We start from the raw sequence: 18,833 nt of genomic DNA, 5'->3' as shown, positions 1-18,833 counted from the left end.
GAGCGCCGGTTTTTTTCATCGATCAGAGATTTGAGGGGAATTTCATATGCCTGTTTACATCTTTGTAGAGCAGGTAGCGAAACCGGCCTGGCCCCCCTGCATAACAGGCCTGCGGACAAAATGCGCGCAGCCACATGAAATCCCCGGCTTCGACCTCCACCCACTCCTGGTTGAGCCGATAAACGGCCTTGCCCTCCAGAACGTATAGCCCGTGCTCCATGACATGGGTCTCAGCGAAAGGAATAACAGCGCCCGGCTCGAAGGTGACAATGTTCACATGCATGTCATGGCGCAAATCCTCCGGTGCAACAAAACGGGTTGTCGCCCATTTACCCTCAGTCCCTGCCATAGGTGTTGGGGCAATGTCGCGCTCGTTTGTGACAAAGGCCTCTGGGGCCTCAATACCGGCAACCGCTTCGTAACGCTTGCGCAGCCAATGAAATTTTACAGCTGTGTCTGTGTGGTTCCAGAGGCTCCATGGAAGATCAGCGGGCAAATAGGCATATCCCCCCTGCTCCAGAACATGGTCGATACCATCAATTGTGAGGGTTAGCCCCCCTTCCACCACAAAGATGACAGCCTGCACACCTGCCTCGGTTTCTGGTTGTTTGCTACCACCATTGGGCTGCACATCGGCGATATATTGTGAGAATGTTTCAGCAAAGCCAGACAGAGGGCGCGCAATTACCCAAAACCGCGCGCCTTCCCAAAACGGCAGATAACTTGTCACAATATCGCTGAATGTGCTTTTGGGAATAACCGCGTAAGCTTCTGTAAACATTGCCCTGTCAGTCAAAAGCTGGGTTTGTGCCGCAAGGCCGCCATGCGGCGCATAGTAATTTGAGTTTGTCACGGCTGGGCCCTTTGGAAGTGGTTGTCTTTGAGGCATTGGGCCGTATTTTAAGCGAAGTTTCCATGCTTAAATGCCTGAAGCATCCTTAGCCATAAATTGAAACCCGAGCCAACAGGGGCATAGCCCGTCAGGAGCCACCCTGAGCGCGCAAGATGGCTGGGCGAATTGTCTCTTGCAGCGCCCGCTTCGTGATCGGGCCCGCAAACCGCAGAATGATGTCTCCGTTGCCAGAAATCACATAGGTTTCAGGCACCCCATAAACACCCCAATTGAGAGCCATGCGCCCGGCTTTATCGGCCCCAAGCCCCACATAGGGGTTGCCAAGCTCGTCCAAGAACTTCAGCGCATTTGGCGCCTTGTCTTTATAATTGACCCCATAGATCGGGACGCCCTCCGAGGCCAGAAGCTCAAGATTGGGGTGCTCAACCCGGCAAGGTGCACACCAGCTCGCCCAAAAATTAACCAGCTTAACGCCTTCGCTGCGCAACACCTCGTCATCAAACAAGGGTTGCCCTGCGATTTCTGTCAACATCACAGCGGGTGCCGTTTTGCCCTCAAGCGCAGATGGCAAGGCGTCGGGGTCTTCGCGCTGTAAACCCAAAAACATCAGGGCCGCGAGACCCAGAAAAACCACTGGCGGCGCCAGCATCATGGGCGAGATTTTAGCCATGGGGCGCTTTCCTTGTCTCAACAGCCTCCAGCTCTGCCTTCACCCGCTTTGCGCGCGCCACACTGCGCCAGACCAGAGCCACGAGCAGCAGGATAGACACACCATAGGCCGAAAGAACTTCGGCTGCATATTTTCCAAGATCAGGGCTCATCCCAAACGCTCCCGAGCCAAGAGCGCCCGTGTGCGCCGTGCTCTTATTTCTGTGTTTGTCCGCACAATAACCAGAGCCACAAACAGCAACACAAACCCCGCAATCGCTACCAGCGCCGGATACCAAAAGACATCTGCCACATTTTCTTCTTTGTCCAGTGAAAGCGAAGCGCCCTGGTGAAGGCCCTGATTCCAGAAATTGACAGCATAGCGCGACAAGAGCGCAAAAACGGAGCCGACAAGACAGAGAACACTGGTCAAATCTGCCGCTGTATCATCGTTTTCAATCGCAGCCCAAAGCGCCATGTAGCCAAGGTAAAACAAGAACAAGATCAGAAAGGACGTCAAACGTGGGTCCCAGGCCCACCAAGTTCCCCACATCGGCTGGCCCCATACCGCGCCCGTAAAGAGCGCTATCACCGTCATCACAGCCCCAATAGGCGCCGCGGCGCGAGCTGCCAAAGCGCTCACATGATGCCGGCGCACGAGCCAGATAAGCGAGGTTACGAGCATCATGCCCCATATGTTGATAGCCATCATTGCACTCGGCACATGGATATAGAAAATTTTGACTGTCGAGCCTTGACGAAAATCATCCGGCGTAAAGAAAAAACCCCAGATAAGTCCGCCAATAAGGCATACCGCAGCGGCAACGGCCACCACGGGCAACAACCGCTCTGTTGTGCGCATAAATTTCAGCGGGTTCGCATATTCCCAGATTGACGCCATCAAGCCCTCTCCCTTTACATATTCCCTTGCCTGAATTTCAAAAGGATTTCCAGTGCCCAGAGGTCACATTAGCGCAAGTTCACGCGCAACACCGCAGCGCTGGCAAATGGCAACAGCGCCAAGGCCGCGAAACTGATCCCGGCAAGCATCAACAGGGGGGGGCCATAGCCCTGCCCTTCCACGCCACGCCGCGCAACTTCCGCTCCAAAGATAAGAGTCGGCACATAAAGTGGCAGGACAAGAAGGCTCAGCAATAGCCCACCACGCTTGATGCCAACTGTCAAAGCAGCTCCAAACGCGCCAATGACCGATAGTGCAGGCGTTCCAAGCAACAAAGACAGCACGATGGGACCATAACCTTCTTGTGGCAAACTCATCAAAAGCGCAAAGACAGGCGCCGCAATCACAAGAGGCAACCCTGTCGCGAGCCAATGTGCGACTGCTTTTGACGCCACCACCCCCTCAAGGGGCAATGGCGATGTCGCCAACAGATCAAGCGAGCCATCTTCAAAATCCAACGAAAAAATCCGGTCCAAAGACAAAAGGCAAGCCAGCAAAGCAGCAACCCATAAAATTCCGGGGGCAATCCTGCCAAGCAGGGCTGTTTCTGGCCCCACACCAAATGGCACCAAAACAACCACGATAAGGAAGAAGGAAAGGCCCAACCCAAAACCCCCACCAGCCCGAACCGCAAGCGTCAGGTCGCGCCGCAACAGAGCCATCATAAGAATGCCTCGTCAAAATTGTCAGCCAAGGTGGAACGGGCTCTGAACTGGCCCAGTTCGAGCGGCAGGGCCTCTTCTAACCCCAAGTCAATATGCGTGGCCATGATTGCCAAGCCGCCCTGTGCAAGATGTGCTTTGACCGCAGCGCCAAAGAGCGCCACAGCGGCCTGATCAAGTGAAACGGTCGGCTCGTCCAATATCCAGACAGGGCGACCAGTTACCAGTAATCTTGCCAATCCCAATCGCCGTTTCTGGCCAGCAGAAAGCAGCCCTGCCGGACGGCTTCGCAGGGAACCAAGTTCAAAGCACGCGATCGCATGTTCGATCTCGTTCAGCTCAAACACATCGGCCCAAAAATTCAGGTTTTCCTCAACCGTCAAGGTAGATTTGATCCCATCAATATGCGCCGCATAAGCCATTGCCTCGCGGTCAAGGCTGATATTGCCCGACAAGGCCGGCTGAAGCCCCGCAAGCGTGCGCAACAGTGTTGTCTTGCCGATTCCGTTCGGTCCACGCAGCACGAGTGCCTGCCCTTGGGAGACGGAAAAGCTCACCCCACTCAAAACGGGCAGCCCCCCCCGCGCGACACTCAGATCTTGAACGACAAGCTCCATTTCACACCACTCATACGGGCAGAGCGGCGAGCGCGACCCGCCGCCCCTCGGCCGCGAGAACATTATAGGTGCGGCAGGCTGATGGGGAGGCCATGACCTCAACGCCCATACCGGCTTTTTCAATTTGCACCCTCAAAGGGGCCGGAAGATGCGCAATCTCAACGCCTGTGCCGATAAAGATGACATCAACCTCCCCCTGCAAAGCCAGTAGGCTCTCAGAGTCTTCATAGCCCGCCCAGGGTTGAATACCATTGACCGTGACAAGAATTCCGCCTTCAAAACGCTGACCGTTGATCCGGAAAAACCCTGCCCCATAGCCTTCGACTGGCTGGGCTTCTGAAAATTGCATCTCGGTGAGTTTCATAGCTCACTCCCATAATGGCAAAGATGTTAATGCCGCAAGACATATGATCGCATAGGCAATCGCACGATACAGCTTTTCTTTGGCAGGATCAAAAACAGCTGCCCCTAAAATGTTTCCCAAAAGTGCCGGAACAAACAGCAACAATCCGAGCCATACAGGCAATGGCACAAGCTGGCCCGACAACGAAAGCCACAAAAGCAAGAAGATATCGAACAAAAACAAATACATCATCGTATTTGCTCGAATACTGCTCACCGCTTTCAGACTGGCCGCATACAGCATCACAACAGGAGGCCCAGGCAGGCCCGCAGCACCGCCCGAGAAGCCGGCCAAGGCTCCGCCCGCATACATCACGCCCGGGGTCATGGGGCCGCGATAGCGATAGCCTCCCAAGAGTGCCACCGGCACAATGATTGCAAGACAGGCAACCAGATAGCGAAACACCTCGGCCGGAAGAGCCAATAACACAGCCAAACCCAAGGGGATCGACAGAAGGGTTGCTGCACCCAAACGAGCGATATCTTTCGGATCCCCGTCGCGCCACGCGCGGGGCAAGTTTGGCAGAGGCGCAAAAACATCCATCACCGTCAGCATGATCAGCCCCCAAACGGGCTCCACAAACTTGCTCGCGACCGGAATGAAAATCATGGCCGTTCCAAAGCCTGAAAAGCCACGCACCATTCCAGCAACAAAAGCTGTCAGAAAAAGCCAATAAAGCCCTTCTTGCCCCCAAGCCGCGCTTAGAGTTTCAGGCATCTATATTGCCAAACTGGGTGCCCAGATTTGCGTCAGGTTTTGACCAATCGCGCTTCACGCCCAGCCAAAGCAGGATCGTTGAGGCCACAAACACAGAACTGTAGGTTCCGATGATGACACCCCAAATCATGGCAAAGACAAAGCCTCTGATCACATCCCCCCCCAGCACAAACAGCGCCAACAGGGCCAGAAGTGTTGTTACCGATGTCATCATCGTGCGGCTCAATGTCTCGTTGATTGACAGGTTGAGAACCTCGTTCAACGGCTTTTGCTTATACTTGCGAAGATTTTCGCGCACCCGATCAAAAACAACCACCGTATCGTTGAGCGAATATCCGACAATCGTCAGAAGAGCGGCGATGATTGCCAGATCAAACCGGATTTGAAGCTCGGAAAAAATCCCAATTGTGAGCAAGACGTCATGAACAAGCGCCACAACTGCCCCCAAAGCAAACTGCCATTCAAAACGCAGCCAGATGTAGATCAAAACCGCGCCTATGGCCAGGACAACAGCAATAGCCGCGGTCTGTATGAGCTCACCTGACACTTTTGGCCCTACGCTTTCTACCGAGGTAAACGTTAGATCTGGCGCTATTTCTTGCAGGACAGTTTGGACAGACGCCACAACTGCGGCTGTCACCGCTTCTTCACCATCCTGAGCCTGGATGCGGATCATGGCGACATTCTGATCGTCTGCAAACGTCGGGTCGAACACTTCTGTGATTGAGATATCGCCCAGTTGAAGCGGTTCAATAGCCTGACGATACTCTGCAATAATGACAGGCTGCGAGCTCTCCGTTCGGATTGTCGTGCCGCCCCGAAAGTCGATGCCATAGTTGAGGCCTTGGAGCAGAAAGCTCACAAAGGCCACAACCATCATGAATGCCGATATGCCAAGCCAAAGCTTGTAGCGCTCAAAGAAATCCCAGTTTGTCTCTTGTGGAACAAGTCTCAATCGCATGGGTCAGACCTCCAGCGTCTTGGGTTTGCGGCGCTCAAACCACATGATTACAATCAGACGCGTGACAAAAATTGCCGTGAACACCGACGTGAGAATGCCCAAGCCCAGCGTGATCGCAAAACCGCGCACGGGGCCAGAGCCTACTGCGTAAAGAATAACCGCTGTGATAAAGGTGGTAATGTTGGCATCTACAATGGCCGAAAGGGCCTTTTCATAACCAAGATCAATCGCCCGTGCCGGCCCTTTGGCCGTTCGCAATTCTTCTCTGATGCGTTCAAAAACGAGCACGTTGGCATCAACAGCCATCCCAATTGTCAAAACAATGCCCGCGATCCCCGGAAGCGTTAGCGTGGCCCCCAGCATCGAAAGCAGCGCGAAAATAAGCACCACATTGATGACAAGCGCTATATTTGCAAAGATCCCAAACCGGCCATAACTCAGTATCATGAACGCCAACACACCGATGAAGGCGACAATGCAGGCAAGCTTCCCGGCCTCAATACTGTCAGCCCCAAGCTCTGGCCCGATGGTGCGTTCTTCCAAAAACGCAAGCCCAGCAGGCAAGGCGCCAGCGCGCAGCAACACGGCTAGGTTCGTGCTTTCTTCGAGCGTGAAGTTTCCAGTGATTATTCCCGAACCACCCGCGATATGGCTTTGGATCACCGGCGCCGAAATGACCTCGCGATCCAGAACAATGGCAAAGGGTGACCCAATATTCTCGGCGGTATAATCGCCAAAGCGGCGCGCACCGGAGGTGTTGAAGCGGAAAGAAACAGCCGGGCGGCCATTCTGATCAAAATCAGGCTGTGCATCGACCAGATCCTCCCCGGTCACCACCGCAGCCTCTTCGAGAATATAATAGATGTCATCGCCATCAATTGAGGGCAAAACATAGTTGCCCGCACCAGCAGGGGCATCCTCTCTGTCGGCACGGCTCACAACAGAATGGAACGTGAGCTGTGCAGTTGTGCCGATAATCTCTTTGAGCTCAGCAGCGCTGCCAAGACCGGGCACCTGAATCAAGATACGCTCCCGCCCCTGGCGCTGGATCGTTGGCTCACGCGTCCCGACTTCGTCAATCCTGCGTCGAATAATCTCAAGCGATTGGCGCATCGTGCGTTCATCTGTTGCAAACATCTCGGCTTCAGACAGGCGCACCACAAGGCTGTCCCCCTCAACGGAAACATCAATGTCGCTCGCCCCAGCACCGCTCAAACCGCTCACAGGCCGAGCGATCCCACGCACGAGGCTGGCCGCGTTTTCAAGCTGGTCGCTGCGGGAAATCCGGATCCTAAGCGTCTCAGGATCACTGTTTTGCAAGCGGATCGTGCCAATCGTCTCGCGTTCTTCGCGCAGCAGATCACGGATCTCTGGCCACATGCTTTTGATGCGGGCCTCGTAAACGTCCTTGACCTGAACTTCGGCCAACAGATGCGCGCCGCCGCGCAAGTCCAATCCCAAGTTCACCAACCCGGAGGGCAAAAAATCGGGCCATAGTGCCGCTTGCTCGGCAAGTCCCGCCGCCGATCCGCCTGCCTCGATCGCTTTGACGGCGTCATTGTGGGTCTCGACGCGTGTGTAAAATCCGTTCGGCAAGGCCAGCACAATACCAGCGGCTACAACGAGCCAAATCAGAACTCGTTTCCATCTCTCAATCTGTAACATTGAAGGCTCCGCCTCGTGAGTCGTTTGGCGCCTGATCAATTAGGCTTTGGCTGGCTCAGTCTTGTTCAAAACTTGTGCAATCGTCCCTTTGATCACACGCACTTTCACAGCATCCGCAATCTCGACTTCCAGCTCGCCGTCATCGCGCACTTTAACCACTTTGCCGACAATCCCGCCCTGCGTGATGACCTGATCACCGCGGCGAATATTTTCGATCATCTGTTGATGTTCTTTCATCTTCTTTTGTTGTGGTCTGATCAAAAGAAAATACATGATCGCAAAAATTGCGGCCAGCATAAGTAAGTCACCAGGTCTCATAAGTGCCCCCGTATTGGTCAGGTTGTAGGCAAAGCCTTTTGTAATTCAGCTCTAACTATGCGTGAACAGGCCTGTTTGCAATGGGCAATGGCTTTCACAAAGCCCCTGCAATAGCCCGTTTACCTTCGCCCGCAAAATCGGCCATAAGACCACCAACAGACTCACTCTTGAGAAGGACGGACAGGATGCATGATATTCGCGAAATCAGAGAGAACCCGAGTGCCTTTGACACCGCCATGCAGCGCCGCGGGCTTTCGGCGCAGTCCGAAAGCATTCTAAAGCTCGATGAGGAACGGCGCGCCATGATCTTGGCGGCTGAAACAGCACAAGCAGCCCAGAACAAGGCCGCAAAAGATATTGGTGCCGCGAAAGCCGCAGGGGATGACGCTGCCTTCAACACATTGCGCGAAGAGGTCGCCGCCAAGAAGGCCGAAGTGGCCGAGCTTCAAGCGCGGGCAAAAGCCCTTGACCTTCAGTTAAGCGAAGCGCTCTCCGGGCTCCCAAATCTGTTGCATCCTGATGTGCCGGACGGGGCCGATGAGCAAGACAACACAGAAGTCCGCGCCTGGGGCACGCCGCGCGCGCTCAACTTTGCGGCGCGCGAGCACTTTGAAATTGAAGCGGTAAAATCGGGCATGGATTTTGAAACAGCTGCCAAGCTTTCAGGCAGCCGGTTTGTGGTCCTGTCCGGCGCCGTTGCGCGGTTGCATCGGGCTTTGGCGCAAATGATGGTCGACACACACATCGACGCCCACGGGCTCACCGAGACATGGACGCCGGTGCTTGTCAAAGAAGAGATGATGCAAGGCACAGGCCAGCTCCCCAAATTTGGAGAAGATAGCTACCAAACCACCAACGGCTGGTGGCTGGTGCCGACTGCCGAAGTGACGCTCACCAACATCGTAAATGGGTTGACCGTCGATCAATCGACCCTTCCACGCCGGTATGTCGCTCATACCCAATGCTTCCGCTCCGAGGCAGGCAGCGCCGGGCGCGACACCTCCGGGATGCTACGCCAGCACCAGTTTGAGAAAGTCGAGATGGTGTCCATCACCCACCCAAGCGAAAGCCTTGAAGAGCATAACCGGATGACCCGCTGCGCAGAGGCGATCTTGGAAAAACTCGAGCTGCCCTATCGCACGGTGGTGCTCTGCACTGGCGATATAGGGTTTGGTGCAATCAAGACCCACGACATCGAGGTTTGGTTGCCCGGCCAGGGAAAATACCGTGAGATCAGCTCCGTTTCTGTCTGCGGTGATTTTCAAGCCCGCCGGATGCAGGCCCGTTTCAAGCCTGCCGACGGAGGCAAACCGCAATATGTTCATACGCTGAACGGCTCCGGTTTGGCGGTTGGGCGCGCTCTGATCGCGGTGCTGGAAAATGGCCAGCAAGAAAACGGTTCCGTGTCTTTGCCAGCCGCTCTGTGGCCCTATCTGGGCGGCAAGACAGTGCTCAACGCGGATGGGACGCTTTCTTGAAGCCGTCTACAGCCAAGGAAACGTGATGAAATTTGGCAGTGCTGGACTGACATTCGCTGCCGCACTTGTTTTTACGGCGGCACCTTTCCTCACCGGGGGATTCAGCGGATTCTCTCCTGAGCAATTTGAAGTGCCACAGGACAACGCGCCAATACAGCCGGCGGGATATGCGTTTTCTATCTGGGGGCTCATCTATATCTGGTTGATCGCCGGTGCGGGTTTCGGCCTCGTCAAAAGAGCCCTGTCATCCGACTGGCACAGTGCGCGCCCGGCCCTGTCTATCAGCCTTCTTATGGGCAGCTCCTGGATTGCCGTCGCGCAGCTCTCGGTCGGCTATGCGACCCTGCTGATTTGGGGAATGCTATTCAGCGCAGTGGTGGCTCTTTTGCGCAGCACGAATGCCGACCGCTGGTGGCTTCGCGAACCTATAGGATTATATGCAGGTTGGCTGACAGCGGCGGCATCCGTTTCCCTTGGCCTCTTTCTCGCCGGGTATGGCCACCTAACCCAAACAAGCGCAGCAATAGCTGGTCTTGCAACAGCGCTCACAATCGCCATCGCCGTTCAAAAGGCGCGCCCAGATGTCGTCTCATACCCATTGGCGGTGATTTGGGCGCTTGTGGGCATTGCTTTGAGCAATGTCGCGCCGCTGAACGGAGCAGCCCTAGGGCTGTCTGTCGCTGGGGCAGGCTATTTGATGCTCAAGCAGATCAGGCCTGCGGCATCCTAATCCTTTTTCTTGCCTTGGGTATGTTTGCGCAACTTTGAGGGCGCAGGCTTCTTTCGCCCCTTGAACGGGTTCGCATCGCTTTGCCCGCGCATATAGAGGCGAATGGGAGTGCCGGGCATCTCAAAATCTTCCCTCAGCCCGTTCACCAGATAGCGCGAATAAGCCGTTGGCACCTTGTCAGGATGCGAACACATCACGACAAAGCCCGGCGGGCGGGTTTTGGCTTGGGTCATGTAGCGCAGTTTTATGCGCTTGCCTTGTGGGGCGGGAGGCGGGTGTGCCTGAACCATACCGTCAAGCCAGCGGTTCAGCTGGGCTGTGGTGATCCGCATGTTCCAGACGTCATGTGCTTTCAGGATAGCGGCGTGTAGTCGCTCTAGGCCACGCCCCGTCTTCGCAGAGACCGTAATCAGTGGGGCACCTCTGAGCTGGGGCAGCAAGCGCGTGAAAGATTCTTTCAAATCTCGCAGTTTTTCCTGTTTTTCGTCTTCAATATCCCATTTGTTCACAGCCACCACAACCGCCCGACCCTCGCGCTCGGCCAGATCAGCAATCCGCAAATCCTGTTGTTCAAAGGGGATCGCCGCGTCCAACAACACAACAACAACTTCAGCAAATTTGACAGCCCGCAAGCCATCAGACACCGAGAGTTTTTCCAGCTTATCCTGCACCTTGGCTTTCTTGCGCATCCCTGCCGTGTCAAAAATCCTGACCGGGGTGCCGGACCATTCCAAAGTGAGCGAGATCGCGTCGCGCGTGATCCCGGCCTCCGGGCCCGTCAACAGCCTGTCCTCTCCAAGAATTTTGTTGATCAGCGTTGATTTTCCAGCATTCGGACGGCCTACAACCGCAATTTGCAGCGGCCGTTTGGGCGTGGGTGTATGGTCGGGAACATCGCTGTCCTCGTCCACGGTAACATCTGTCTCAGGTGCAATCTCCTTGGAGCGCTCTTCAAAGGCATCGGCCATTGGCATCAGGGCTGCATAGAGTTCCGGAAGCCCCTCCCCGTGCTCTGCAGAAAGTCGGATTGGCTCACCTAGGCCCAAGCCGTAAGCTTCCATCACCCCAGCATCCGCAGCCATGCCCTCTGCCTTGTTGGCAGCCACGAAAACAGGGCTGCCTTTGCGGCGTAAGATATCAGCAAAGACCTCGTCCGTTGGCGTCACCCCCGTGCGAGCATCTATCATGAAGAGACAGGCATCTGCCATTTCAACCGCGCGCTCCGTCAGGCGGCGCATCCGCCCTTGCAGAGAGTCATCTGTCGCATCCTCCAGACCTGCCGTATCAATGACCGTGAAGCGAAGATCGCCGAGTTTGGCCTCGCCTTCACGCAAATCCCGCGTGACGCCGGGTTGATCATCGACCAAGGCAAGCCGCTTGCCAACCAAGCGGTTGAACAAAGTTGATTTGCCGACATTGGGCCGACCTACGATAGCCAAGGTAAAACTCATGTTTCAGCGCTCCAGTCGCGAAAAGCCGCACCTATCTTACATTGGTCTCAACGGAAAGCGAAAAGTTGTCCCTTGGCGCTGACGACATAGAGAGCCTCGCCAGCAAACACCGGGCTGCTTGCCGCGCCGCCGGGCAGCTCAACTGTTTTGAGCAGGCTGCCGTCAGTCGGATCAAATGCACGGATCAAACCATCGTTGGAAGCCACATAGAGGCGCCCCCCCGCAAGAACGGGTCCGTAATGGGCAAATATTGTCTTTTGCCGCTTGGGCCGGTCTGTCACAAAAAAGGGCAGCTTAGTGCCCCAGATCCGCTCTCCACTCTGTGCATCAAGACGCAGCAACTCATTGTTGTCCGAGACCATAAAGACCGATCCCCCGGCCACCCAAACTGCCCCGAGTGGGCCCTCCTCTGCGGTCCAAAGCCTTGCACCAGTTTGTGCGTCCAACGCCACTGTGCGGCCTGAAAAAGTGCCTGCATAAATCTTGGTCCCAACGATCACCGGATCACCTGTCACATCCGAAATTCGGCTTCGGGAAAGACCCGCTCTCTTGCCCGGAATCGAGGCATCCCACAAACGCAGCCCGCCTTTGCGAAAGGCCGCCTGCAACTCGTTAGAACCAAACGCAAAAACAGCTACGCGCTCATCCACAGCCGGAGCGGCGGCCCCCATGACATTGTTGTCGTCAGAGGCGGCACCGAGCTGCCAAAGCGTGCGTCCGGTTTGCGTGTCGAGGGCCCAAGCGGTTGAATCTCCGGCGACCAGATAGAGAATTCCGTCGCGCACAGTTGGCAAGCCAGATGTTGACGCCAACAACGCCTGTTGCCACAGGCGCTCTCCTGTTGTGGCGTCAAGCGCGCTTACAAACCCGAACCCGGACGTGACAAAAAGGCGACCCTTTGCATACGCGAGCCCGCCTCCTGTGGCGTCGCGTGCACTGTCCCGATCAGGCACCAAGCTGACACTCCAAAGCGCCGCACCCGATGTTGACGTCGCAGACACACGCGCTTCTGAGTCTAAGGTATAGACAACCCCCTGTGCCACAACCGGCTCCGAGGTTATCCGGCCATAGCGGCTGTTACCCTCACCTATATCGACACTCCAAATCGGCTCCAAAGCCCCCGCAAAAGCTGGGTGGGAGACGCGTGTATGCGGGCTGTTATGCCGCTGATGCCAATTGCTGTTCTTAACTTCAGGCCCAGGCGCGAACGGCAGGGCGCGGTTCTCTTTTTGCGTGCCCGACAGCTCGGCAGAGCTCGCTTCATCCGCGCGCAGCGCTTCGCGTTTACCGGCCAGAATAACTTCAGGTTCTTCGCAAGCACTGAGGCTCATCAAGGCCAGAACACCAAACAGAAGAAAGAATGTGCCTGATTTGCGCAACCCCGTGTTCATTGTGTCTTCCCTTCCGCCCTCTGAGAGCGCTCAGCAGTATTGGCTATTGCAGATCAATCAAGTGCCGCCGAACCGGACAGCGACCCGCCCAATGCGACAATCAATTGGGTCGCCCGGCGCTTGAGAGCCGCTGTGGCTTCATTATCCTGAACGATTGCCTCCAAAGCAACTATTGCTTCGTCCGTCTTGCCTTGCTCGATCAAAATAAGGGCAAGCTGCTCCTCGGAAAGTGTGCGCAATTGTGGATTGCCACCAATCAACGCCTCATACCCCAGCTTTCGGTCTTCGAGGCTCAAGGACGATGCCTGAAGCGACAGCAGCTTGAAGCTTGCAATCTGCCGATACACCAGCGGTGTGGCTATATCATCCGCGATACGCTGCAACGCGTCCACCGCCCCAGCGTTGTCTGAGGTTTGTGCAAGCTCATTGGCGCGCAGCAACCCAACAACCGCCGCAGCCCCTGCCTCGTTTGGCTCGATCTCAGACAGGGCCTGAGCGCGCGCCACTGCCTCGTCATTTTCCAACGCCATCAGCACCCTATCGCCAAAGGCTTGCGCACGCGCCACTTCCTGCGCTTTTCGGTATTCGTTGTAAGCCGCAAGCCCCACAATCAACAGCACGGCGAAAATGGCGATCCAGCCATATCGCTTCATCCATGCGAACAGCCGGTCTCGGCGCACCTCTTCGCTGACTTCTTCAATGAAACTGTCGGTATCGCTCACAAATATGCCCTCGCTGTTTAGCCTCTCTTACAACCTTGTCTGGCGGCTGCCAAGGCCTGCCGCGTGCAGATCAGAAATCCGCCAGGCTTCTCGTGATGCGGCCTGATACCCCTGCCGACGGAGCCACCAAACTGAACTGGACAGTTTAGACTTTCTGATCTATGCAGCCCCTACCTTCGTAAGGTTCAATATCAGAATACTGTCGGGGCAATCGGCCCAAAATAAAAAGGCGCGCGGATGCGAATTATTCCTATTTTAACAGCCACATTGGTAACGGTTTTTCTGTTCTTCCTGGTGGTTCAACGGGACAAGTTGCTCTCGTTCGCCGGCGGGCAGACAGATGAGACAACATTGACCACGGCTGAAGAGAGCAATGCTCCCCAGAGTGCATCTGAAGACGGCGCGCGCCGGGTCGGCGTGATAGCGATCAGATCGGTTGCACAAGAGATCGACAGTGCCGTTGTGTTGCGCGGGCAAACCGAAGCTGCGCGCGAAGTCACCGTGCGTGCAGAGACATCTGGCCTGGTGATATCAGAGCCCCTGCGCAAAGGTGCCTTTGTCCAAGAGGGCCAGATCTTGTGCAAGCTCGACCCTGGCACCCGCGTTTCCAGCCTTGCCGAAGCGCAAGCAAGACTGGCGGAAGCCAAGTCGCGTATTCCCGAGACCGAAGCCCAAATTCCGACCGCCGAGGCGCAGCTTGAACAAGCAAAAGCGTTGCTGGAAGAAGCCCTTATCAATGACAACGCGTCGCGCAAGCTCGCTGAGGGCGGTTTTGCCTCCGACACGCGGGTCGCCTCAACGGCGGCCGCTGTGCGTGGCGGGGAAGCCGGCGTAAAATCCGCAGAAGCTGCGCTGAAAACTGCCCAATCAGGGATGCTGGCCGTGCAAGCGGCAATTGGCTCGGCAGAAGCAAATGTCGCCGCGGCCGAAAAGGAAATTTCACGCTTAGAGCTGCGCGCGCCCTTTGGGGGCCTCCTTGAAAGCGACACGGCCGAATTGGGCGCGCTGATCCAACCCGGAGGAACATGCGCCACGATCATCCAGCTTGACCCGATCAAGCTTGTTGGATTTGTGCCCGAGGCACAGGTTGGGCGTGTCAATGTTGGCGCCCGCGCTGCTGGGCGCCTTTCCACTGGCCAGACCCTCACCGGCTCGGTGAGTTTTCTGGGGCGCAGTGCTGACCCGCTCACCCGCACCTTCCGCGTGGAAATAGAAGTGCCCAATCCGAATTTGGAAGTTCGTGACGGACAAACCGCCGAGATCATGATTGGTGCCGAAGGCCGCAGAGCCCATCTGGTGCCGCAATCGGCGCTCACTCTGAACAACGACGGCCTTTTGGGCGTTCGGTTGGTGGATGAAGAGCAGATGGCGGCCTTTCAACCGGTCACCTTGTTGCGCGATGATGTGCGTGGCGTCTGGCTGGATGGCCTCGCCGAGAAGGCAAATGTCATCATTGTCGGTCAGGAATATGTGATCGATGGCGTGGCTGTGGCCCCCGAGTTTGAGGACGCAGCTCAATGACCGGTCTTGTAGATTGGGCCGCATCCCGCGCCCGGATGATCATGGCCTTTATTTTCCTGTCGCTGCTGGTGGGTGGTTTTGCCTACGCCAACCTGCCCAAGGAGGGTGAACCAGACATCCAAATTCCGGGCTTATTTATATCGGTGCCTTTCCCGGGCATTTCGGCCAGTGACAGCGAGACCTTGCTTGTCAAGGTTATGGAAACCGAGATGGCCGACCTTGACGGCCTCAAATCAATGTCAGCCACAGCAGCCGAAAACTATGCCGGACTGTTTCTTGAGTTTGAGTTTGGTTGGGATAAATCGGCGGTGATGGCAGATGTGCGCGAGGCCATGAACGCCGCGGAAGCCAACTTTCCAGACGGTGCCGAAAAATACTCTATCAATGAAATCAACTTCTCCGAGTTTCCGGTTCTGATCATCAATCTGACGGGCGATGTGCCCGAGCGGACCATGAGCCGCGTTGCGGAGAGTTTGCAAGACAGGATCGAGAGCCTGGATGCGGTGCTGGAAGCCGGGATCGCTGGCAAGCGCGATGAAATGCTTGAGGTGATCATCGACCCATTGCGCCTGGAATCTTACAATGTCACGGCCGGCGAGTTGATCAATGTGGTGCGCAACAACAACCAGCTGATTGCAGCCGGCGAAATTGAAAGCGCAACCGGTGCCTTTGCCGTCAAGATACCGTCCAGCTTCAACGAACCACAAGACGTCTACAACCTCCCTGTGAAGGTCAATGGAGACCGCGTTGTAACCCTGGGCGATCTCGCAGAGATCAGGCTTACGTTTGAAGATCGCTTGGGCACCGCCCGCTTTAACGGCGAAACCACAGTGGCGTTGCAAGTCGTCAAACGGAAGGGCTTCAACCTTCTGGACATGGCAGACGAGGTCAAACAGCTTGTCGCCAAAGAAAGCGCCGCTTGGCCCGACGAGCTGAAGGCCGCCGTATATGTGGGCACCTCAAATGATCAGTCGCGCGTTGTGGGTTCGATGATTGCCCAGCTTGAAGGCTCCGTGCTTACCGCCATTGCCCTCGTGATGATTGTTGTTCTGGCGGCACTTGGCGTGCGCCCTGCCCTGCTGGTCGGCTTTGCCATTCCAACCTCGTTTCTCTTGTGTTTTGCCCTTTTGGCAATGATGGGCGTGACCATCTCCAACATTGTGATGTTCGGATTGATCCTCGCCGTGGGGATGCTTGTAGATGGGGCGATTGTCGTGGTTGAATATGCTGACAAGCGCATCTCTGAAGGCTCCGGGCCAATGCACGCCTATGTGGAAGCCGCGAAGCGCATGTTCTGGCCGGTTGTCAGCTCGACAGCAACAACTCTCTGCGCTTTCTTGCCAATGTTGTTTTGGCCCGGTGTGCCGGGACAATTCATGGGAATGTTGCCGGTAACTCTGATCTTTGTCTTGTCGGCTTCGCTTGTTGTGGCCTTGATCTACCTGCCCGTCATGGGCGGCGTCACAGGCCGAATGAGCCGCCTGTTTGGACAGACATCTGATGCCTTGCGGGCAGCGGCCCCTTGGTGGCTGCGCGCAGTTTTGGTGCCACCAGCGCTCTACCTTGTTTTCCTGGGAGCCATGCAATGTCTCAACCCTGGCTACCTTTTTGGGGGCACAGCACCCCTTTCAGGTGTTCTTTCACTGCTCCCGGGCATTGGCCTGTTCATGTTCGGAAGTTTTGCAGCCTCCGTCACGCTGGGCGCTGCCCAAATTAAATGGACAAGAAAGGCTGTAAAGGCCGGTCGGCAACGCACCTTGTTTGGGTCTTTCATCCATCTCATCACGGCCAACCCTGTCATGCCGCTTGTCGCGATTGCGAGCGTGTTCTTTTTTGTCATGTCAGTCTTCAGCTACTACGGCGAAAACAACAACGGCACGGAGTTCTTTGTCGAATCTGAACCAGAAATGGCCATCGTCTATGTGCGTGCACGCGGCAACCTTTCCCTTGCGCAAAAAGACCAGCTGATACGCCGTGCAGAGGCGATTGTGCTGGCCCATCCAGGGGTGGACAATGCTTTCGCCTTTGCCGGCAATAGCGGGCTGGACTCAAACACAGGAGGCGCTCAACCGCCCAAGGATACCATTGGCCAGATCCAGTTTGAAACCATCCCCTGGGAAGACCGCCGTGACAGACCTGACCTTGACGGTGATCTTGTTCTTGACGAATTGACAGCTGCGCTGGAAACGCTGCCAGGCATCAAAATTGAAATTCTGGCCGCATCGCGCGGGCCTGCGTCTGCAAAGCCTGTTCACCTGCGCTTGAAGGCAGATGATTGGGAAACCCTCATCGCAGCCACGCAAACAGTGCGCGCAGAGTTTGATCAAACCGCAGGCTTAACCCTTCAGGAAGATACTCTGCCCCTTCCCGGAATAGACTGGCAACTTGATGTGGACGTCGAGGAAGCGGGCCGCTTTGGCGCGGATGTGGCGACCGTTGGCGGGATGATCCAGCTGGTGACGCGCGGGCTGCTTCTGGACACCATGCGTGTTGACACGTCTGATGAAGAAATCGAAATTCGGGTTCGCTTGCCGGAAAAAGACCGCGTTCTAAGCACGCTTGACTCGCTCAAGCTGCGCACAAACGATGGCCTGATCCCGCTGTCCAACTTTCTCACCCGTCAACCCGTGGCCAAACTCGCCGAGATCAACCGAGCGGATCAGAAACGTTACTTTGATGTGAAGGCCGGGGTTGCCAGCGCTACTCTGCTATTGGAGAACGCCAAGACAGGCGAAACCCAAGCCATACCGGCAGCCACATGGGACGGTGATGAAGAGCTGCGCAACAGTCTGACGCAAAAGGGGTTTGAAGCACTCCCCTTGACCCCGGGCAACCGCATCGCGCATCTTACAAATTGGCTGGAAACGAACCCCCTGCCTCAAGGTGTAAGCTGGGAATGGACCGGTGATCAGGAAGACGAGGCCGAGAGCCAGGCCTTTCTGGGCAATGCTTTTGCCGGCGCCCTCGGCCTGATGTTCATCATTCTGTTGGCGCAATTCAACAGTGTCTACAACTCAGTGCTGGTTCTGCTGGCAGTTGTTCTGTCCACCGCCGGTGTGCTGATCGGGATGCTGGTTATGGACCAAACCTTCTCGATCATCATGACAGGCACAGGCATTGTCGCCTTGGCAGGTATTGTGGTGAACAACAATATTGTTCTCATCGACACCTATCAGGAATATTCATCTTACATGCCAAGGATCGAAGCGATTGTCCGGACAGCAGAAGACCGGATCCGCCCGGTCTTGCTCACCACGGTCACAACCATGGCGGGGCTTGCACCGATGATGTTCGGGCTCAGCCTCGACTTCGTCAATGGTGGCTATTCGATAGACAGCCCGACAGCGCTCTGGTGGAAACAACTGGCCACGGCGGTTGTTTTCGGTCTCGGAATCGCCACCGTCCTGACATTGGTGTTTACACCCTCGATGCTGGCGCTGCGCGTCTGGCTCTCAACCTATCTTGGGTGGGGCGCACGCATGTTGGCGGCAGCCTCTATGGGCAGCGCCAGCCGTATTGCCAAAGACCTGGCCCTTCAAAGTGCCGCTCGCCGCATCAAAGCGCCCGAAATTCTCTGGGACACTCTTGATCAGAGCTATGACGACCCGGAAGATCTGGCAAGCGCGCCAAGTGCTGAAGAGGTGAAAGCCGTTCTTGAGCGCTCAGGGAAAACAGCGCCCAAAGATCCAAAGGCATCCGGCAGCGGCGTCAAGGCCGCCGAATAACACCAGATAA

At 56.0% G+C, this 18,833-nt stretch carries 18 protein-coding genes; 4 read left to right on the top strand and 14 right to left on the bottom strand.

What is annotated here, in order from left to right; genetic code table 11:
* Nucleotides 1-22: 22 nt before the first annotated feature.
* From Q0478_RS08935 to yajC, 11 genes are all read right to left on the bottom strand, one after another.
* A complete protein-coding gene (locus Q0478_RS08935; RefSeq protein WP_298678456.1) occupies nucleotides 23-853 on the bottom strand; it encodes a bifunctional allantoicase/(S)-ureidoglycine aminohydrolase in 831 nt (276 codons plus the stop codon).
* A 127-nt stretch (nucleotides 854-980) separates the two neighbouring features.
* Nucleotides 981-1,523: a DsbE family thiol:disulfide interchange protein gene (locus Q0478_RS08930; RefSeq protein ID WP_298678454.1), complete on the bottom strand. Its 543-nt coding sequence runs from the start codon at nucleotides 1,521-1,523 to the stop codon at nucleotides 981-983.
* Complete coding sequence (ccmD, locus tag Q0478_RS08925) at nucleotides 1,516-1,674, bottom strand: heme exporter protein CcmD (protein ID WP_298678452.1); 159 nt, start codon at nucleotides 1,672-1,674, stop codon at nucleotides 1,516-1,518. The genes Q0478_RS08930 and ccmD overlap by 8 nt, the downstream gene beginning before the upstream one ends.
* A complete protein-coding gene (locus Q0478_RS08920; protein ID WP_298678450.1) occupies nucleotides 1,671-2,402 on the bottom strand; it encodes a heme ABC transporter permease in 732 nt (243 codons plus the stop codon). Before Q0478_RS08920 ends, ccmD begins: the two co-directional genes overlap by 4 nt.
* Nucleotides 2,403-2,470: 68 nt before the next feature.
* On the bottom strand, nucleotides 2,471-3,127 hold the full coding sequence (gene ccmB, locus Q0478_RS08915; protein WP_298678448.1) for a heme exporter protein CcmB: 657 nt from the start codon (nucleotides 3,125-3,127) through the stop codon (nucleotides 2,471-2,473).
* The gene (ccmA, locus tag Q0478_RS08910) at nucleotides 3,124-3,741 is read right to left on the bottom strand and encodes a heme ABC exporter ATP-binding protein CcmA (protein WP_298678446.1); all 618 of its coding nucleotides are present in this window, start codon (nucleotides 3,739-3,741) and stop codon (nucleotides 3,124-3,126) included. Before ccmA ends, ccmB begins: the two co-directional genes overlap by 4 nt.
* 10 nt (nucleotides 3,742-3,751) lie before the next feature.
* On the bottom strand, nucleotides 3,752-4,105 hold the full coding sequence (locus tag Q0478_RS08905) for an Mth938-like domain-containing protein (RefSeq protein ID WP_298678443.1): 354 nt from the start codon (nucleotides 4,103-4,105) through the stop codon (nucleotides 3,752-3,754).
* 3 nt (nucleotides 4,106-4,108) lie between these two features.
* Nucleotides 4,109-4,861 carry a sulfite exporter TauE/SafE family protein gene (locus Q0478_RS08900; protein WP_298678441.1) on the bottom strand — a complete coding sequence of 251 codons (753 nt, stop codon included), beginning with the start codon at nucleotides 4,859-4,861 and terminating at the stop codon, nucleotides 4,109-4,111.
* Entirely contained in the window at nucleotides 4,854-5,822 is a 969-nt protein-coding gene (gene secF, locus Q0478_RS08895) for a protein translocase subunit SecF (RefSeq protein ID WP_298678439.1), read from the bottom strand. The genes Q0478_RS08900 and secF overlap by 8 nt, the downstream gene beginning before the upstream one ends.
* Nucleotides 5,823-5,825: 3 nt before the next feature.
* Nucleotides 5,826-7,487: a protein translocase subunit SecD gene (gene secD, locus Q0478_RS08890; protein WP_298678437.1), complete on the bottom strand. Its 1,662-nt coding sequence runs from the start codon at nucleotides 7,485-7,487 to the stop codon at nucleotides 5,826-5,828.
* 39 nt (nucleotides 7,488-7,526) lie between these two features.
* Entirely contained in the window at nucleotides 7,527-7,805 is a 279-nt protein-coding gene (gene yajC, locus Q0478_RS08885) for a preprotein translocase subunit YajC (protein ID WP_298678435.1), read from the bottom strand.
* A 185-nt stretch (nucleotides 7,806-7,990) separates the two neighbouring features.
* Here yajC and serS point away from each other — a divergent pair, with 185 nt between their 5' ends.
* Both serS and Q0478_RS08875 read left to right on the top strand, forming a co-directional pair.
* Nucleotides 7,991-9,283, top strand: a complete 1,293-nt coding sequence (gene serS, locus Q0478_RS08880) for a serine--tRNA ligase (RefSeq protein ID WP_298678433.1) — start codon at nucleotides 7,991-7,993, stop codon at nucleotides 9,281-9,283.
* Nucleotides 9,267-10,013 (top strand): hypothetical protein, encoded by a 747-nt coding sequence (locus Q0478_RS08875; RefSeq protein WP_298678431.1) that lies wholly within the window; start codon nucleotides 9,267-9,269, stop codon nucleotides 10,011-10,013. Before serS ends, Q0478_RS08875 begins: the two co-directional genes overlap by 17 nt.
* On the opposite strand, the gene der is transcribed toward Q0478_RS08875, so the two are convergent.
* The 3 genes from der to Q0478_RS08860 are packed head-to-tail and all read right to left on the bottom strand — an operon-like array spanning nucleotide 10,010 to nucleotide 13,577.
* Complete coding sequence (der, locus tag Q0478_RS08870) at nucleotides 10,010-11,464, bottom strand: ribosome biogenesis GTPase Der (RefSeq protein WP_298678429.1); 1,455 nt, start codon at nucleotides 11,462-11,464, stop codon at nucleotides 10,010-10,012. The two genes, Q0478_RS08875 and der, sit on opposite strands and share 4 nt — an antisense overlap.
* Nucleotides 11,465-11,511: 47 nt before the next feature.
* Nucleotides 11,512-12,855, bottom strand: a complete 1,344-nt coding sequence (locus Q0478_RS08865; RefSeq protein ID WP_298678427.1) for a PQQ-like beta-propeller repeat protein — start codon at nucleotides 12,853-12,855, stop codon at nucleotides 11,512-11,514.
* 53 nt (nucleotides 12,856-12,908) lie between these two features.
* Nucleotides 12,909-13,577 carry a tetratricopeptide repeat protein gene (locus Q0478_RS08860; RefSeq protein WP_298678425.1) on the bottom strand — a complete coding sequence of 223 codons (669 nt, stop codon included), beginning with the start codon at nucleotides 13,575-13,577 and terminating at the stop codon, nucleotides 12,909-12,911.
* Between the two features lie 237 nt (nucleotides 13,578-13,814).
* Between Q0478_RS08860 and Q0478_RS08855 the strand changes: the two genes are divergently transcribed.
* Together Q0478_RS08855 and Q0478_RS08850 are read left to right on the top strand one after the other, a co-directional pair.
* Entirely contained in the window at nucleotides 13,815-15,098 is a 1,284-nt protein-coding gene (locus tag Q0478_RS08855; RefSeq protein ID WP_298678423.1) for an efflux RND transporter periplasmic adaptor subunit, read from the top strand.
* Complete coding sequence (locus Q0478_RS08850) at nucleotides 15,095-18,823, top strand: efflux RND transporter permease subunit (RefSeq protein WP_298678421.1); 3,729 nt, start codon at nucleotides 15,095-15,097, stop codon at nucleotides 18,821-18,823. The genes Q0478_RS08855 and Q0478_RS08850 overlap by 4 nt, the downstream gene beginning before the upstream one ends.
* The last annotated feature ends 10 nt before the right edge of the window (nucleotides 18,824-18,833 follow it).

It is taken from the genome of uncultured Lentibacter sp., from assembly GCF_937123735.1.
Taxonomy (GTDB): Bacteria; Pseudomonadota; Alphaproteobacteria; order Rhodobacterales; family Rhodobacteraceae; genus Lentibacter.
The sequence above is the reverse complement of the archived record's forward strand: the minus strand, read 5'-3'. Positions and strand labels throughout refer to the sequence as shown.

Bases quoted from the DNA above. Each gene is read 5' to 3' on its own strand.
- Q0478_RS08930 (WP_298678454.1), bottom strand. From the start codon at position 1,523: ATGGCTAAAATCTCGCCCATGATGCTGGCGCCGCCAGTGGTTTTTCTG.
- ccmD (WP_298678452.1), bottom strand. From the start codon at position 1,674: ATGAGCCCTGATCTTGGAAAATATGCAGCCGAAGTTCTTTCGGCCTAT.
- Q0478_RS08920 (WP_298678450.1), bottom strand. From the start codon at position 2,402: ATGGCGTCAATCTGGGAATATGCGAACCCGCTGAAATTTATGCGCACA.
- ccmB (WP_298678448.1), bottom strand. From the start codon at position 3,127: ATGATGGCTCTGTTGCGGCGCGACCTGACGCTTGCGGTTCGGGCTGGT.
- ccmA (WP_298678446.1), bottom strand. From the start codon at position 3,741: ATGGAGCTTGTCGTTCAAGATCTGAGTGTCGCGCGGGGGGGGCTGCCC.
- Q0478_RS08905 (WP_298678443.1), bottom strand. From the start codon at position 4,105: ATGAAACTCACCGAGATGCAATTTTCAGAAGCCCAGCCAGTCGAAGGC.
- Q0478_RS08900 (WP_298678441.1), bottom strand. From the start codon at position 4,861: ATGCCTGAAACTCTAAGCGCGGCTTGGGGGCAAGAAGGGCTTTATTGG.
- secF (WP_298678439.1), bottom strand. From the start codon at position 5,822: ATGCGATTGAGACTTGTTCCACAAGAGACAAACTGGGATTTCTTTGAG.
- secD (WP_298678437.1), bottom strand. From the start codon at position 7,487: ATGTTACAGATTGAGAGATGGAAACGAGTTCTGATTTGGCTCGTTGTA.
- yajC (WP_298678435.1), bottom strand. From the start codon at position 7,805: ATGAGACCTGGTGACTTACTTATGCTGGCCGCAATTTTTGCGATCATG.
- serS (WP_298678433.1), top strand. From the start codon at position 7,991: ATGCATGATATTCGCGAAATCAGAGAGAACCCGAGTGCCTTTGACACC.
- Q0478_RS08875 (WP_298678431.1), top strand. From the start codon at position 9,267: ATGGGACGCTTTCTTGAAGCCGTCTACAGCCAAGGAAACGTGATGAAA.
- der (WP_298678429.1), bottom strand. From the start codon at position 11,464: ATGAGTTTTACCTTGGCTATCGTAGGTCGGCCCAATGTCGGCAAATCA.
- Q0478_RS08865 (WP_298678427.1), bottom strand. From the start codon at position 12,855: ATGAACACGGGGTTGCGCAAATCAGGCACATTCTTTCTTCTGTTTGGT.
- Q0478_RS08855 (WP_298678423.1), top strand. From the start codon at position 13,815: ATGCGAATTATTCCTATTTTAACAGCCACATTGGTAACGGTTTTTCTG.
- Q0478_RS08850 (WP_298678421.1), top strand. From the start codon at position 15,095: ATGACCGGTCTTGTAGATTGGGCCGCATCCCGCGCCCGGATGATCATG.